At 44.4% G+C, this 16078-nt stretch carries 12 protein-coding genes; 7 read left to right on the forward strand and 5 right to left on the reverse strand.

Annotated elements, in window-relative coordinates:
• The first annotated feature begins 22 nt into the window (after positions 1-22).
• Positions 23-2269 (forward strand): phosphoribosylformylglycinamidine synthase subunit PurL, encoded by a 2247-nt coding sequence (gene purL, locus G563_RS0112380; protein WP_028665588.1) that lies wholly within the window; start codon positions 23-25, stop codon positions 2267-2269.
• A 73-nt stretch (positions 2270-2342) separates the two neighbouring features.
• On the opposite strand, the gene G563_RS0112385 is transcribed toward purL, so the two are convergent.
• A complete protein-coding gene (locus G563_RS0112385) occupies positions 2343-3677 on the reverse strand; it encodes a Gfo/Idh/MocA family protein (protein ID WP_211235269.1) in 1335 nt (444 codons plus the stop codon).
• 89 nt (positions 3678-3766) lie between these two features.
• Positions 3767-5206, reverse strand: a complete 1440-nt coding sequence (locus tag G563_RS0112390) for a 3-keto-disaccharide hydrolase (RefSeq protein WP_028665590.1) — start codon at positions 5204-5206, stop codon at positions 3767-3769.
• 313 nt (positions 5207-5519) lie between these two features.
• On the opposite strand from G563_RS0112390, the gene G563_RS0112395 reads away from it, so the two are divergent.
• Complete coding sequence (locus tag G563_RS0112395; RefSeq protein WP_028665591.1) at positions 5520-6605, forward strand: endonuclease/exonuclease/phosphatase family protein; 1086 nt, start codon at positions 5520-5522, stop codon at positions 6603-6605.
• Here the strand turns inward: G563_RS0112395 and G563_RS0112400 are convergent.
• Positions 6590-7333 carry a hypothetical protein gene (locus G563_RS0112400; RefSeq protein ID WP_028665592.1) on the reverse strand — a complete coding sequence of 248 codons (744 nt, stop codon included), beginning with the start codon at positions 7331-7333 and terminating at the stop codon, positions 6590-6592. The two genes, G563_RS0112395 and G563_RS0112400, sit on opposite strands and share 16 nt — an antisense overlap.
• A 203-nt stretch (positions 7334-7536) precedes the next feature.
• On the opposite strand from G563_RS0112400, the gene G563_RS0112405 reads away from it, so the two are divergent.
• From G563_RS0112405 to dprA, 3 genes are all read left to right on the forward strand, one after another.
• Entirely contained in the window at positions 7537-8382 is an 846-nt protein-coding gene (locus G563_RS0112405; protein WP_229598497.1) for a serine hydrolase, read from the forward strand.
• Between the two features lie 8 nt (positions 8383-8390).
• Entirely contained in the window at positions 8391-9947 is a 1557-nt protein-coding gene (locus G563_RS0112410) for an FMN-binding glutamate synthase family protein (protein ID WP_028665594.1), read from the forward strand.
• Between the two features lie 106 nt (positions 9948-10053).
• Positions 10054-11148, forward strand: coding sequence for a DNA-processing protein DprA (gene dprA / locus G563_RS0112415; protein WP_028665595.1), 1095 nt, complete (start codon positions 10054-10056; stop codon positions 11146-11148).
• Positions 11149-11211: 63 nt separating this feature from the next.
• Here dprA and G563_RS0112420 read toward each other — a convergent pair whose 3' ends face one another.
• On the reverse strand, positions 11212-12681 hold the full coding sequence (locus G563_RS0112420) for a M48 family metalloprotease (protein ID WP_374754501.1): 1470 nt from the start codon (positions 12679-12681) through the stop codon (positions 11212-11214).
• 214 nt (positions 12682-12895) lie between these two features.
• Between G563_RS0112420 and G563_RS0112425 the strand changes: the two genes are divergently transcribed.
• A complete protein-coding gene (locus G563_RS0112425; RefSeq protein WP_028665597.1) occupies positions 12896-13711 on the forward strand; it encodes an aldo/keto reductase in 816 nt (271 codons plus the stop codon).
• On the opposite strand, the gene G563_RS0112430 is transcribed toward G563_RS0112425, so the two are convergent.
• Positions 13705-14838, reverse strand: coding sequence for an aminotransferase class I/II-fold pyridoxal phosphate-dependent enzyme (locus G563_RS0112430; protein WP_028665598.1), 1134 nt, complete (start codon positions 14836-14838; stop codon positions 13705-13707). The genes G563_RS0112425 and G563_RS0112430 overlap by 7 nt on opposite strands.
• Positions 14839-14894: 56 nt before the next feature.
• Between G563_RS0112430 and nagA the strand changes: the two genes are divergently transcribed.
• Complete coding sequence (gene nagA, locus G563_RS0112435; RefSeq protein ID WP_051210939.1) at positions 14895-16025, forward strand: N-acetylglucosamine-6-phosphate deacetylase; 1131 nt, start codon at positions 14895-14897, stop codon at positions 16023-16025.
• Positions 16026-16078: the final 53 nt, after the last annotated feature.

The raw sequence follows: 16078 nt of genomic DNA on the forward strand, positions 1-16078 counted from the left end.
CTCAATTACAAATCCCCCACTCGTGGAACACGTCGAACAACTTCCTACCGTCGAAACTGCCAAGAAATTGGGTATTCTTCCCGAAGAATTTGAACAAATCAAGCAGATACTAGGCCGTACGCCCAACTTTACCGAATTGAGTATTTTTTCGGTGATGTGGTCTGAGCACTGCTCTTATAAAAACTCTATCGTATGGCTCAAGACTCTCCCCCGCGACTCTGACCGAATGCTTGCCAAAGCTGGCGAAGAAAATGCTGGTTTGGTAGATATCGGAGACGGGCTGGCTTGTAGCTTCAAAATCGAATCTCACAATCACCCTTCGGCCTTGGAACCTTATCAAGGAGCCGCTACGGGGGTAGGTGGTATCAATCGTGATATTTTTACGATGGGTGCGCGCCCAATTGCACAGTTGAACTCTCTGCGTTTTGGAGATCCCAAATTGGCCAAAACAAAGTGGCTCGTCAAAGGAGTTGTCAAAGGAATTGGTGATTATGGCAATGCTTTTGGGATTCCGACGGTCGGAGGAGAGGTATTTTTTGACGAATGTTACAATACCAATCCCCTCGTCAATGCTTTTTCGGCGGGTATAGTCGAAGTAGGTAAGGTAGCCAAAGCCATTAGCTATGGCGTAGGCAATCCGGTGTTTATTGTAGGCTCGGCTACGGGCAAAGACGGAATTGGCGGGGCGAGTTTTGCTTCAGAAGATATTTCCGAAAAATCGACCGAAAAATTGCCCGCTGTGCAGGTAGGAGATCCTTTTATGGAAAAACTACTTTTGGAAGCTACCCTCGAAATCATCGAAACAGGCTACGTAGTGGGTATTCAGGATATGGGAGCGGCAGGTATTATTTGCTCTACTTCCGAAATGAGTGCCAAAGGGGAGCATGGGATGGTGATTGATTTAGACAAAGTACCTACCCGCCAAGCCAATATGAAAGGCTGGGAGATTTTGCTTTCGGAGTCGCAAGAGCGGATGCTAGTGGTAGTAGAAAAAGGCAAAGAAGATATTATAAAAGGGATTTTTGATAAATGGGATTTGCACTGTGCGCAGATTGGCGAAGTAGTAGAAGGTGGCAGATTGCATTTCTTCCAACACGGCGAGCTTATCGCCGACGTACCAGCGCATGACTTGGTGCTGGGGGGCGGCGCACCTCAATATCACCGCGAATACCGCGAACCTGCGTACTATCAAGAGTTTAAAAAGTTTGATGCTGAGGCTATTGCTGATGTGGCGGGAGAGGAAATTGCCAAAGTAGCTAAACATCTTTTGTCGCATCCAAACATCGCCTCTAAAAAGTGGGTATATGAGCAGTATGACTCTACGGTAGGTACGGCCAATCGTAGTACCAACCGCCCCTCTGACTCGGGGGTGGTACGTATCAGAGATGTAAAACGTCCCCATTATCAGAAGTCTATTGCGATGACGGTAGATTGCAACGCGCGCTATGTAAATGCCGATCCTTTTGTGGGGGCGCAAATAGCAGTGGCCGAAGCTGCTCGTAACCTTGTATGTACGGGTGCCGAGCCTTTGGCGGTTACAAACAACCTCAACTTTGGAAACCCATATGTGCCAGAAGTTTATTGGCAGTTTGTGAATGCCGTAAAAGGAATGGGCGAAGCCTGTAAAAAATTCGGCACGCCAGTAACGGGCGGAAACGTAAGTTTTTATAATCAATCTTCGGACGACGGGCCCGTGTTTCCAACGCCAACCATTGGGATGATTGGTTTGATTGAAAAACCTGAAAAGCAGATGACCCTTGATTTCAAAAACGAAGGTGATTTGATTTATTTGGTCGGTCAGTCTCAAAACGATATTGCTTCTTCTGAGTACTTGTATTCTTATCGTGGGATAAAGGCTTCGCCTGCGCCTGCTTTTGACTTAGACGAAGAATTTGCGCTTCAGCAGGCTGTCGGTACTTTGATAGAAAAACAATTGATACAGTCAGCGCACGATTTGTCGGACGGTGGTTTGTTTGTGGCGTTGGCTGAAGCAGCCATGCCGCGCGGTTTGGGCTTTGAAATTACGTCAATGGACGATTATCGCAAAGATGCTTTCTTGTTTGGAGAAGCACAAAGCCGTGTGTTAGTGAGTGTTAGTCCTGAAAAACAAGCCGAATTCCAGCAGATTGTGGGTGGTACGCTCAAAACTCCCCATGCTTTATTGGGGAAAGTGACGGCTAAAGGTTTTGTAGTTGATGGTCAAACGATTGTTACTAGCGAAGAAGCCAAAGACTTGTATGATAATTCGTTGGGCAAAATAATGGCCTAAGTGAATGCGATTTAGTACTTACAAAAATAGGCGGCTCTTGTGGGAGCCGCCTATTTTTGTGAATATCAAATTTCTAGTATTTAAACGGTTTGCCTCCCGCCAATACTTCCTGACTTTTTTCATCAAAAGTAACGCGCTGACCAGTTCGGTAAGCGGCATTGGCCATAATCGTCGCAATCGAATGCTGATAACCTGCCTCAATTGGAGCATTGGGCTGCTTGCGACTACGAACACACTCCATCCAGTTTTTGATATGATTGAAGGTGAGTTCATCTCCGCCAGTGTTGGCATCAGTCGCTACTTTTACTCCTTCTAATTTCATAGGTTTGAGCAAATTGGCGCTTAGTCCCATGGCTTTTGCTTCGCGCTCGCGCAAGCCTCCAGTATCGCTGATTTCGTTGGTATCGAGATTGATCATCCCCCCGTTTGAATAATAAAGCTCTTTGGTTTCGCCGGCAGAGTTGGAGAAACGGCTCGTAAACTGTACTTGAAAACCAGAGGTGGGGTCGTTGAGTGGGCCATAGTCAAACACTACTGTAAGTGTATCGGCGTTGGTACGGCCGTCTTTCCATTGATAAATACCGCCATTGGCAACCGCCGAGCGTGGGTGAGGTAGGCCACTAAACCAGTGTACAGTATCGATTTGGTGGCTCATCCATTGGCCCGGAATCCCTGATGAATAAGGCCAGAAAAGACGATATTCGAGGTATTTACGAGCATCGAATGCTGCTTTGGGGCGATTGAGCTGATAGCGTACCCAATCTACATCCGATTCTTTGAGGGTTTTGGTAAGTTCGGTGCGGCGCCAGCGGCCAGGCTGATTGACGTTCCACATCAATTCCACCATAACGATAGGCCCAAACTTACCCGATTTGATAAATTCATCGGCAGCCCAATAATTAGCACCGCTACGGCGTTGTGAGCCAATCTGCACAATTTTACCAGATGATTTCACGGCTTTCAACACGGCGCGGTTGTCTTCCATGGTTTCGGCTAGGGGCTTTTCGGCATATACATCACAGCCTGCTTTTACGGCTTCAATGGTATGGAGCGCGTGCTGAAAGTCGGCAGTACTCAAAAACACCGCATCTACGATGCGTGCATCATACATTTCTTCGTTGTTACGAAATACTTTCACATCTCCGCCCAATTGTTTATCCAAAAATGCTTTTCCTTCTTCGCGGCGGCGATTCCAGATGTCGGAAAGAGCCGTCATTTCAAAGTTCATTTTTTTAGACAATTCCTTGAAAGGCCCTACGTGCGACGAACGGTGACGGTCAGAGAATCCCACTACGCCCACGCGTACGCGGTCGTTGGCTCCGATGATTTTTGAATAGCTAGTAGCCGACATAGCTGTTGCGGCACTGGCTAGTACTGATTTTTTGATAAAGTCACGTCTTTCCATGATATAAGTGAATGTGCTAAGTTGAAAATTAGGTAATGATTGCTTACAAAAATGAACGTTATTTAATGATACTCCAAAAAAAGAGGGTTAGGCTATTTTAGCTCCCGAATCTTGATACTACGATAGCTCACTACATCGCCGTGGTCTTGGAGTAAGATGGGGCCTTTTTCGGCCGAACCAAATTTGTCGCCCCATATGGCATATTTACTGCGCTGAACGAGGGCCTTGAAAAAGTCTGAGTTTCGGGTGTATTCTACTACCTTATAGCCGTTGAGGTAATGCTCCACGCGGTTGTTGGGATAGACCACGATACGGCCCATGTTCCAATCGCCAATTTTTTTGATTGAATTTTTTCTGGCTCCTACTTTGTCGGCCGGAATAAGGTCATATAGCGAGCCAATCGTGCGATTTCCGCCCGCGCCCATTTTGGCGTCAGGATGCTTGGCATCATCTAATACCTGAAACTCTAAACCAATCGCCGAACCTTTTTGGGCATGTTCGGCAGGTACAACCATCGGTTGCCCTGGTTTGAATTCATGGGTATACTGGAGCAATTCACGCACAAAATATTTCACACCTGAGTTGGCACCTTCAGTGAGTTTAAACTGAAATGTGAGTTCGAAAGCGCCAAATTCGTCAGTAGTAATGATATCGCCGCCGTTGGTAGATTCGCCACCGTCGCCTTTATCGACCGTCAAAACACCATCTTTAATGTTCCAGCCACTTTTGGGGAATTCTGTTTTGTAAGCGCCGCGCCAGCCTTTAGTGGTCTGACCGTCCCACAACAAACGATAGCCTTGGGCTTTTTCGGCCTCCGAGATATTGTTGACCATCCAGTTTTCGATACGAATATCACTGGCGGGTGAGGGCTGCAAATTGGTAGTTTGAATACGTACATTTTTCCAACGAACTTGCTTTCCAGCTTCATTGGCGCGATTTCCTATGGAGTGAACTTGCAAGCAAATAAAGCCGCTTGGGGTCAAATCGTCGATTACATGCGAAATCTCGACTCCATTTACAAAAGTACGAAGGCTATTTCCAATGGCTTCGATGCGGTATTTGTTCCATTGATTGTTGCGCAAAAACACGCCTTTTGATTTGGGATTGGCATCGGGGACATACAACCATCCGCGACGTGCTTCGTCGTAGATTCCTCCCGAATAGTCGCGGTCGCTCGCATCGATTTCCATTTGATAGCCATGCACGCGCCCATTGTTGTAGTCGGGTTTTGATAATGACCGAAACTGAATCCCCGAATTGAGCCCTTCATCGACGTTTACCTCGCATTCAAAAATGAAATCGCCGTAGTCTTTTTCGGTAGTCAAAAAGGAGTTTGGGGTATTAGGGACAGCCGTTCCGACAATCACGCCATTTTGTACTTCATATTTGGCTTGGCCATTGAGCTGTTTCCAGCCTTTGAGGGTTTTTCCGTCAAAGAGAGGAGTCCAATTGTTTTTTTGTGCTGATACACTTGGAATCAGTCCAACACTCAGAAGAGCCATAAAAGCTCCCATCGCAAATAACTTTTTCATTATTAATATTTAGCTTGAATAATATTAGTTTGAGGCAAGCATACTTTTTTCCGAACGTTCTATTGGGGCTATGATATGCTTATATCTTCTTGATAATAAGATACAAGTGCGCACTTTCTACCCTGCTAAATTTTGTAAGAACTGTGCTTTAAGGGCATTAAATCCATTTTTTAGAAATAGAAACTCCTCATTCTATTCTTTGTTCTGGAAAAATAGGGTGGCATTTTTTACGTTTTCTTCCATACTATTTATCAAATGAGAAGTGTTTACTTTGCAGCTAAAATATCGACCTTTTAACTCCCCACTTTGCCCGATGAAATTCAAAACCTCCTTTTTTACTCGATTATACCAACTATTTCTAGGATATACATTGCTGGTATATGCGTTGGTATATTTTGCATTTTCGGGGCATTGGATAGTAGGTTTTTTGATGATTACCTTCCCAGTTGTGTTGTTGATTCATTTTCTTTTCTGCCTTTTTTGGCTGTTTTTCAAGCCTCGCAATGCCCTACTTCCTGCTTTAGGAGTACTGCTGAGTTTTCCTTTTTGGCCGCGTACTTTTGGATGGCATTCGGCTCCCGCAGAAACGGGCAAAGAAATTTCGGTTTTGAGTTACAATGTCATGTCTTTTGATGTGGGAGGGTATTTAAACCAAAAACAACTGTCCAATGCGCGCAATCTGATAGATTGGACTAAGACCAAAGAGGTGGATATCAAATGTTTACAAGAATTTTATAACAACAGTAAAAGTGAGTATTTCAATACCTTAAATCAATTTAAGGCAGTCAATCACCCCTATCATGCCTCCCTTTATGGAAGTCCCAATCAAAGTGAACACAATTATTTTGGACTGGTGATTTTGTCGAAATACCCGATTGTAAAAACGCGCAACAAGGTTTTTGAGAATCAAAATGGTATGGTCTATGCCGATATTAAGATTGAAAAAGACACAATTAGGGTCATCAATGTACACCTTCGCTCCATGATTGTCCGCTTTGGCGGAATCAAAGAAGCCTATAAAGGGAAAGATTATCAACAAGGAAAATCCGAAACCCGTAAAGTCTTAGGAAAACTTAAGAGAGGTTTTATTCACCATGAAAAAGAAGTCGAACAACTCATGGAATGGATTAACCAAAGCCCGCATCCCGTGATGGTTTGTGGCGACTTCAACGAAACGCCTTACAACTATGCTTATGGGCAAGTCCGTAAACGTTTGTCTAATGCTTTTGAAGAAGCAGGTACGGGCTTTGGTTTTTCATATAAAAACGCCCCTAAGTTTATTCGGATTGATAATCAGTTTTTTGACCCTAAAAAACTTGAAGCGTTAGATTTTCAAACACTTAGTGAGGTCAAATACTCCGACCATTATCCGATTGTAGGGCGTTATAAGTTGTTGTAATATTCAAAAACCTTGGCCAAATCAGTACGAGATTTGAGATTGAGACTATTGGTTTTGATGAATTTTTCAACATCATCAGCACGGTCGGCAAGCGCATCCAATACTTTCTTCTTAGAGGTAGTCAGAGGAAAGAGCGTATTGCCTTTGACTACATAGTATTGGCTTGTTTTGACGAGTTTGGTGTCTTTGCTCCCTACCGAAAGCGCTTCGTTGAAGTTGGGTTTGATGATATTTAGTTTCGTAAACTCCACAAGTGAGATTCGACCGCCGGCCACCAATTCCAAAAAACCTTGAAGGTTGTCTTCACTGCGGAAACTTCGGGCGTTTAGAAAAATGCGCCGCTGGGGAGATTCTAGCGTAAAAAAACGAATTTGATTACCCTTCACAGCTCTAATATCTTTCGCATCATTGGCTTTGAGTTCTAGCTCATTGGTATATAAATCTAGGCGTAAAGGTACATTGGCGATGCTGTCACCTTCGCGTCCGGGAGCACCTATCTTTTGAAACAATTTGACGCTACCTAGAGTCCAAGTTGAATCCAAATAAGAATCCCCCACTACGCTCCCTTTGGAGCCTTTGATGTCAAAAAAAGCGAGACTTGTATTATTGGCTGACATCACTGCGAGACCTTCACGATTGATGGCATCGCGGGTAGTAGCGGTCATTTGCTGGGCGATGCTTGTGAGAGAAAACACAAATGATAAAAAAAGGGTGTTGATGATTTTCATGGTGAGTAGTAAATAAAAGGTAGTTGGTAAAAATAGATATAAACTGGCTAATTGTCATAGGGCCTTTTGAAATAATGAAAAAAATAAAACGACTAAAACATTAAAACTATTCATATTCGCCTGTTTTTATAATTAAAGCTTTAGGGACATGCTTGATTTTTTTGTTGGCTATGTGTAAGTTGTCGCCACAAACCCTCCACCTTATGCGTTACTGGATTGTATTGCTTGGTTTTATGCTTCTTTTTTATGAAATAAAAGGCCAACAAAAGCCCGATTTTGCGCCGCTTGAAACGTATCTTATGTCTTTTTCTTCCAAAATGCGTATCAATATCCAAGTTGAATCTTTGGACGGACACGTTTATTTTAGTCAACAATCTCAAGAAACGGTACCCTCTGCGAGTGTCATCAAAATCCCGATTTTGGTAGAACTGATGGAGCAAGTAAAAGCGGGGCGTTTTCAATTAGAAGATAAATATCTACTCGCCGATAGTGACAAAGTGGGAGGCTCTGGCGTCCTTTCTAAACGTATGGCTGGTGAGGAGATGAATATCGACGAGCTTGCTAGGCTGATGATGATTGCAAGTGACAATACGGCAACTAATGTTATCATCCGAAAAGTGGGAAGAGAAAATATCAACCACCGCAGCAAAAGTTTGGGATTAGAAGGTTTACAGCTCAATCGTGTGATGATGGATACCGTTGCGGTGGCTCGGGGTATTGATAACTATGTCACATGCCGCGATATCAATACTCTTTTGAGGCTTATTTATCACCAAAAAGTGGCTACGCCCATGTTGTGTGAGCGCATGATGGGTTTTTTATATGAAAATCAGGATACGCTGACTCTTCCTCGACTCATTCCGAAACACGTCAAAATCGCCCATAAAACGGGTGGCTTGGCGTACGTGCGCGGAGATGCGGGGATTGTTTTTGGTGAAGTTCCTTTTGTGATTTCGGTATTTATACGAGATACTAAAGTAGAGGAAGCCGAGAAGATGTTAGGCGAAATTGGCGAAATTTGTTTTAAAATTTTGAATAAAAATAACTAAACCTTTGTATGGATTGGAACACAAATTTGCCGGCTTGGGGCTGGATGATAGTAGTGTTAGTGGTGGTTTTGATTGCGGTAGCAGTGTATGATATTACCCAAAAAAAACATACCATTTTACATAATTTTCCCGTGATTGGGCATTTTCGGTATTGGCTCGAAACAGTAGGGCCGGAGCTGCGCCAATACATTGTAGCCAACAACCGCGAAGAACTGCCCTTCAACCGCCGTCAACGTTCGTGGATTTATGCTTCTTCCAAGCGCGAAAACAATTTTCAGGGCTTTGGCACCGATCAAGATGTCAATAGTGCGGGATTTATTTTTATAAAACCAGCCTTATTGACCAAACGACTGCCCAAAAATCACCCCTATCGTGAAAATCCTTATGTGTTGCCCGCCCCTAAAGTGATAGGTTTGACCCACAACCGCAAAAGGCCCTATCGTCCCAAACAAGTCATCAATATTTCTGGCATGAGCTTTGGGTCATTGTCGGCTTCGGCAATTACGGCTCTCAATCAAGGCGCGGCCAAATTTGGCTGCTATCACAACACAGGTGAGGGCGGTTTTTCGCCTTATCATGACAAAGGAGCGGATGTAGTGCTCAATATCGGCACGGCCTATTTTGGCATAAGAGATGATGAAGGGAATTTTGTCATGGAAAAATTAATAAAACTCACCCAGAAAAATCCAAGCATTCGGATGTTGGAGCTGAAATTGTCGCAAGGAGCCAAACCCGGTAAAGGAGGGGTACTGCCTGCGGCCAAAATCACCCAAGAAATTGCTGATATACGACATGTGCCTATGGGAAGAGATGTGATTTCGCCGGCTGCGCACAGTGCTTTCTCAGACTTGCCCGAAATGTTGGAGTTTATAGAAGCAATGGCTGCGGCAACGGGTCTTCCGGTGGGTATCAAAGCAGCGGTGGGTAAACTCGAAATGTGGGAAGAGCTAGCGACACTAATGGTCAAAACGGGAGTAGGGCCTGATTTTATTACGATTGATGGGGGAGAAGGTGGTACAGGAGCCGCTCCACCGTCTTTTGCCGACCATGTGGCGTTGCCTTGGGTGTATGGTTTTTCGAGTGTGTATAAGATTTTTAAAAAACATGGTCTTACTGACCGAGTCACTTTCATAGGTTCGGGTAAGTTGGGTTTACCAGCGCAGGCCATCATGGCCTTTGCGATGGGAGTCGATATTATCAACGTGGCTCGCGAAGCAATGATGTCGATTGGATGTATTCAAGCCCAATTGTGTCATACCAACCATTGTCCTGCGGGCGTAGCTACTCAAAGTAAATGGCTACAAGCAGGACTTGACCCCACGCTCAAGAGCGAACGTTTTTATAACTATGCCAAAACCATCACCAAAGAGATTCTCGAAATTTCGATAGCATGTGGCTACGAACACCCCTGTCAGTTTACTATGCATGATGTAGACGTAGCCATGGGCGACAACAACCACACCCGTCCTCTCAGTGTAGCTTATGAATATGAAAAGGTGCCCGTATTGTATGAGGGGATTGACTCCCTCGTCAACTGTCAATATTTAGGCGGCAAGAAGCATTAAGGTTTCGGAAAGGTTATGGAAAACTCTACATACGCAGATTGTAGACCTTACTTAAGGTTTATAATCTGCCAATACATCATTCCAATAACCATTCAAAAACAAAATTATGAACGAACGCCTTTTTCAATTAGGCTTGCATTTGACACCCGGTTTGGGGGGAGTTTTGATTCGACATTTAATTGCCAATTTTGGCACCGCTCAAAAAGTATTTGAGGCTAATTTTAAATCTCTCATCCGTGTTCAAGGGGTAGGAGAGAGTATTGCTCGGGTCATCTTAAACAAAGTAGGACTTCGAGAAGCCGAAATAGAACTTACAAAGCTTCAACAAGCGGGTGTCCAAGTTTATTTTTTTACGGATGCTGATTATCCTCAGCGCTTTAAGTCTCTTTATGAAGCACCAGTGGTTCTGTTCGGAAAAGGCAATATTGATTTGAATAAAGGGCATTTTGTAGGTATTGTAGGTACACGCAAAGCCACCGATTATGGCAAAAATATAACTGAGCAGTTGATAGAAGGATTGGCTGGAAAAGGCATCACGGTGGTGAGTGGGCTGGCCTATGGCATCGACATCATGGCGCACCGGGCATGTCTCAAATATCAAGTACCTACCATAGGCGTAATGGCTACTGGAATAGACATAATTTATCCGGGTACACACGCCAAAACGGCCCAAGAGATGCAACAGCAAGGGGGTGTTTTAACCGAATATCCCCTCGGTACTAAACCTGATTTTATGCGTTTTCCAGCTCGAAATCGTATTATTGCAGGAGTGACGGATGCTATTGTGGTAGTAGAAGCTGCCGATAAAGGAGGCGCACTTATCACGGCAGAATATGCCAACAATTATAATCGGGATGTATTTGCAGTACCCGGAAATCTCACCAATTCCTATTCGGTAGGATGCAACAAACTCATCAGGACGCACAAAGCTCAAATTTATACGGGAGTAGAAGATTTTCTAGCTGCTCTAAGCTGGCAGGAAGGAAAAGAATTTTCAAAGGGGGAGATTGTTATACCCGAGCACTTTACGCAAGAAGAAACGCAAGTTGTGGCTTTACTTCGAAAAAAAGGTGAAATGGCGATTGATGATTTGACGTGGGAAAGTCAGATTGCCCCAGGAAAACTAGCCAATTTATTACTCAATTTAGAACTCCAAGGCTACGTTCGGTCGCTGCCCGGTAAGCGTTTTACTTTGGGGTAAAACAAAGAAACGTTATCCCTGAATAATTTCAAAGGATAACGTTTCTTTGGAAAAATCAATGTTTTACTTCCCAATTACCTTAATCAAAGTACCGCGTTTTACTTGGTCGTCGGCTTTCATGCTATTGACTACTCCTAGCTCTTCGATGCGATTAGCAGGCATTCCTAATGTAGTCATTATGTCTTTAAACGAGCCATCGCGGGGGACAGTCTTTACAAAAATTCGTTCGGGCTTGCGATTGAGCTTATCAGGGTCGGTGAGCATACGGAAATTTTCGGCGGTGTTTTTGAAAGTAGGAAACAACGTAGTGAAAATATCAGCCGTTGTTACGCCATGAATGGCATAAACCATGCCGTTGTAGCGAATCAACCATGAAGCAACTTGGACTGTATTGGCGGGTGTTTGCTGCTGTTGTGGCTGGCCTTGTTGTTGCTGTTGAGGCTGCTGCTGAGATACAAGCACAATCGCCTGATTGCCATTGATGGTACGGCGGGCACTTTCCAATACCTTCAAATTAAATTGTTTTTGTATGTTTAGCGCCGCAGAGTCGAGGTTGGTACCTGCAAGCATCAAAATCATTTCGGCTTTGCCGTCTTTGGGTGCCATCACAAACTGCGCAGGAGAATTTTGGGTCTGCCATCCCGCAGGCGTCGGAAATTGAAAACGTAGCTCAGGATGATAAAACACGTTGTTTTCAACAAAACCCTGTTTAGGGTCTTCGCCATACACGATTCCGTTAATCATCTGCAAATAGCTATCCCGATTGACAGCGTAGTTTTTGGGCTGTGCAGCTTGGTATTCTTTGGCCATTTGGTGAACGTTGTTAAAGCGGTCACCGGGGTCAGGGTGAGTTGACATGATATTGGGAATCGACTGTCCTGCGTTGTCAGAGATGCGCTTGATAGTACCAAAGAAATTAGCCATTTGGTGGGCATCGTAGCCGATTTTGCTTGAATATTCCACCCCGATTTTATCGGATTCTGACTCGTGGGCGCGGCTATAACTAAGCATTAATAATTGTAATCCTTGCATGGCTTGTTCGCCAAACTGAGCAAGTTTGGGAGAAAGTACCATTCCTGCAATCAAACCTACCGTCCCCAAAATCTGACTGGTTTGTTGACGGGCGGAATGGCGAGCCGTTACGTGGCCAATTTCGTGACCAAGTACGCCGGCAAATTCGGCTTCATTGTTGAAGTGAGCCATAATACCACGCGTAAAATACACGTAGCCACCTGGCACCGCAAAGGCATTGACCACGGGTGAGTCGATGATATTGAACTGATAAGGTAGCTCAGGCCGGTGCGAAATTTTGGCCATTGCCATTCCTTTTTCAGAAATAAAACTTTGCAGTTTTTTGTCTTCATACAAACCCATCGAAGCCACAATCGACGGGTGCGATTGTTGGCCAAGGGCAATTTCTTGGTCAGTTGACATCAAAATAATTTCTCGCTTGCCTGTTACGGGATTGCGAGAACATGATTGTAGCATTACTACACCAACCAGCATTGGAAAGAGAAGGAAGCGTGGGAGCATTCTCATAAGTAGTTGAAATAAGTCTAAAGAATAGATTCAAAGATAAGTTTCCTATCTTGACTGTAATGAATAAAAAATGTCACTTTTGAATGCAATTTTAATAATAGTTTTGGTTGTTGCAACACCACAGGAACATTCTATGGTCTTGACACGTATATTAACAAAACGGTATAGTTCATCTATTAGCCTTTAACTAATCGCATTTTTCCTCATTATGATTCCTTTCGTTACCCTCAATAATGGTATCCAAATGCCCCAACTAGGCTTGGGGATTTATGACCCTCAGCCCGACCATGATATTCGGCAAGCCGTATTGTGGGCATTGGAGATGGGCTATAGACTGCTCGATACAGCGACAATTTATAAAAACGAGCGCCAAGTAGGGCAAGCTATGCGCGACAGTGGTATCGCTCGTGATGAAATCTTCCTCACTACCAAAGTCTGGAACGAAGACCAAGGGTACGAGTCTACGATCAAGGCTTTTGACGAAAGCCTCCGTAAACTCCAAACCGATTACGTAGATTTGTATCTCATTCATTGGCCCGTACGAGAGCATCGCATCCAGACTTGGAAAGCCTTGGAAAAAATATACGCCGAAGGTCGCGCAAGAGCAGTGGGGGTGTCTAATTATTATGCGCCGCACTTTGAAGAACTGTGGCCGCATACAGATTTAATTCCCGCAGTCAATCAATTTGAATTGAGTCCTTATTGCTATCTTCCTCAAGAACTTGACTATTGTCGGGCGCGAGGCATCCAAGTGGAAGGTTATGCTTCGCTAGTCAGAGGACTAAAGTCAGGAGATTCGCGCTTGATTGCAATCGCCGAAAAATATGGTAAAAGCACGTTTCAAATACTGATTAAGTGGTCATTACAACAAGGAGCCGTTACGATTCCTAAGTCTGTGACAAAGAGCCGCTTGAAGGCCAATCTTGAGGTCTTTGATTTTGAAATTTCGCCGGAAGATATGGCCCAAATGAATACTTGGCACGACAACACCCGCGTAGCCGAAGACCCTATGGATTATTATTGAAAACAACCTTGGATAACCTCCACTATTTGCGCCAATTCATTAGGCGTAAGATTGGAGCCTGACGGCAAACAAAGCCCGTGGTCGAATAAATTTTCGGCCACGTTTTTTCCATAAAAGGGAGCTTTTTCAAAAACAGGCTGCAAGTGCATGGGTTTCCAAAGAGGACGAGCTTCAATGTTTTTGGCCGCAAGGGCAAGACGCACGTCTTCGCGGCTGATACCACCCGTCGTCTGTAATGGGTCAATAATGACGCAACTCAGCCACCGATTAGAGAAACTTCCTGCGGCTTCGGGCTGAAAACTGATGCCTGAGATAAACGACAATGATTTTACATAATAGTCAAAATTGGCGCGTCTTTGAGCTACGCGCTCGTCAATAACTTCCATTTGCCCGCGTCCGATTCCGGCGCAGATGTTGCTAAGGCGGTAATTGTATCCAATCTCCGAATGCTGATAATGGGGCGCATCATCACGGGCTTGCGTTGCCAGAAACTTCGATTTTTGGATAAATTGTTCATCATCAGATAGCAAGGCCCCTCCGCCTGAGGTAGTGATGATTTTGTTGCCATTGAAGGAAAGTACATTCAGTTTTCCAAAACTCCCTAGTTTTTTTTCTGCATACGTAGAGCCAAGTGCTTCGGCGGCATCCTCAATCAATGGGATGTCGTAGCGATTACATATGTCTAAAATTTCGTGCAGTTGGGCTGGCATACCATAGAGATGTACCGCTATGAGTGCCTTGATTTGTTTGCCTTGTTTCTTCTGGTCTTTAATCGCCGTTTCAAGGGCATCAGGGCATAGATTCCAAGTATGGGTTTCGGAGTCTACAAAAACGGGCGTAGCTCCTAAGTATACGATTGGATTGGCAGAAGCCGCAAAAGTAAAGGACTGACAAAGGACCACATCGCCCGCACCTACTCCCAGCATGACCAATGCTAAATGCAAAGCCGCCGTGCCCGACGATAGGGCAGCGGCATGAGCTACTCCTATATAGCTACAAAGGTCTTCTTCAAAGCCGTTTACATTGGGGCCAAGAGGCGCTACCCAATTCGTGGCAAAAGCCTCTTGTACGTATTTTTGTTCGTGACCGCTTAAGTGCGGAGAAGAGAGCCAAATTTTATTCATCATTCCTTCTAAAAACTTCCCGAAAGTTCTACATCTTTCGGGAAGTTCCCAAAAAAATCATGTTACCTATGTACGCACTTACCAATTGTACAATTTACACTGGCGACGAAATAATAGAAAATCACGCGGTTGTTGTTGAAAATGAACGCATTAAAGAAATAGTTTCTCCAGACCTTCTCCCCGATGGATTGCGCATCCTCGATTTGCAAGGGCACGACCTCATTCCGGGTTTTGTGGATTTGCAGGTGTATGGAGGTTCGCAAGGCTTTTTTGTGCGCGATTTGTCAGAAGAATCTTTGCAAGATATGGTCGATACCCACGGAACCGATGGTACGGTCGCTATCGTACCTACCTTGTATTCGACTTCGCATGAGCGTATCCTAAAAGCCATTGACGTTACGAAAGCCTATATCGCTTCTGGCAAAAAAGGCGTCGTAGGGCTACATATAGAAGGGCCTTTCATCAATTTTGCCAAAAGAGGTGCCCACAGTGCCAAAGAAGTGAGGATTCCTACCAAAGCAGAGGTAGTCGAAATCATCGCCCAAGCTGAAGGATTGACCACTATGATGACAATCGCCCCGGAGATTTGGCCTGAAGAGCTTTTGCATCTTTTACAAGAAAGCCACTTTATATTGTCTTTGGGCCATACCAATGCGACCTATTCACAGGCCAAAACGTATTTTGAAAGCGGGATTCATTTAGCAACGCATCTTTACAATGCCATGCGGCCTTTTGAGAGTCGTGAGCCTGGCGTCGTAACCGCGATTTGGGATACTCCCGTGGCTCATGCAAGTATCATTGTGGATGGATATCATTGCGATTTTGCAACGGTACGAATTGCCAAACAATTGATGGCGGAGCGGCTGTTTTTGATTTCGGATGCCACGCTCGCCAAAATACAACCTATGCAGTTTAAGTTTGAAGATTTTACGGCCAACTATGACGGCAAACGCCTCCTCAACGACGACGGCAAGCTAGCGGGTTCAGCCATTACTCTACTCGACGCCGTCAGAAACTGCATTCACAAAGTGGGGATTCCTAAAGATGAAGTTTTTAGGATGGCTTCGCTCTATCCAGCTACTCATCTCGGAATCGATACGCAGTATGGCAAAATTGCCCCAGACTATTTGGCAGAAATGATAGTGTTAGATGAACAACAAAATCTCATACCTCTAAGCCAATTCACCTAAAATAAGCCGCTTATCTGATTTGTTGACCTTTTATCAATTTGTGTTATTAAAAC

The organism is Runella zeae DSM 19591 (genome assembly GCF_000423565.1).
GTDB classification, from domain to species: Bacteria; Bacteroidota; Bacteroidia; order Cytophagales; family Spirosomataceae; genus Runella; species Runella zeae.